The 647-nt window shown below is 70.8% G+C and carries 1 pseudogene; it reads right to left on the minus strand.

Features of this window, described 5'->3' with window-relative positions:
* A pseudogene (locus J0695_RS41675) lies at positions 1-647 on the minus strand (ATP-dependent helicase); the annotation flags it as partial.

Below are 647 nucleotides of genomic sequence, written 5' to 3' on the forward strand. Positions count from 1 at the left end.
GGGTCTCCTCGCCCTGGAGGAGGATCGGGAACTCCGGAACGCGGGAACGCAGTTCCTCGGCAGCGAGCTGAGCGGCCCGCATCGAGGAGAACAGGCCCAGAGTACGGCCGCCCGCGGCCTGGATCAGCTCGGTGAGTTCGTCGAGCATGTCCGCGCGGTCACCGTCGCGGGCCGGGCGCGCCAGATGCTTGGCGACGTAGAGGATCCCCTGCCTGGGGTAGTCGAACGGAGAGCCCACGAGACGCCCTTCCACTGCGGAAGGTCGTCCCCCTCGGTGCCCTCGGGGCCGAGGCCCAGGGAGGCGCCCACGCCGTTGAAGTCGCCGCCCAGCTTCAGGGTCGCGGAGGTCAGGACCACCGAGCGGTCGGAGAAGAGCTTCTCCCGCAGGATGCCTGAGACCGACATGGGGGCGACGCGCAGCGAGGCTCCGCTGGGTCGATATGCGGCTCCGCAGCGGGGCTCGTGCCGCTCGTACCAGACGACGTGCCATTCGGGGCCGTTGGTGATGCGCTCCGCCACGTCGTGCACGCTCTCCACCGAGGCCAGCGCCTGGTTGCGGACCGCGTCCTCGTCCTGGACGGACTTGTCGCGGGTGCTCCCGATGGCGGAGATGACGGTCCGGCAGGCGTCGCGCAGCGCCATCAGCG

Source organism: Streptomyces beijiangensis, from assembly GCF_017315755.1.
GTDB classification, from domain to species: Bacteria; Actinomycetota; Actinomycetes; order Streptomycetales; family Streptomycetaceae; genus Streptomyces; species Streptomyces beijiangensis.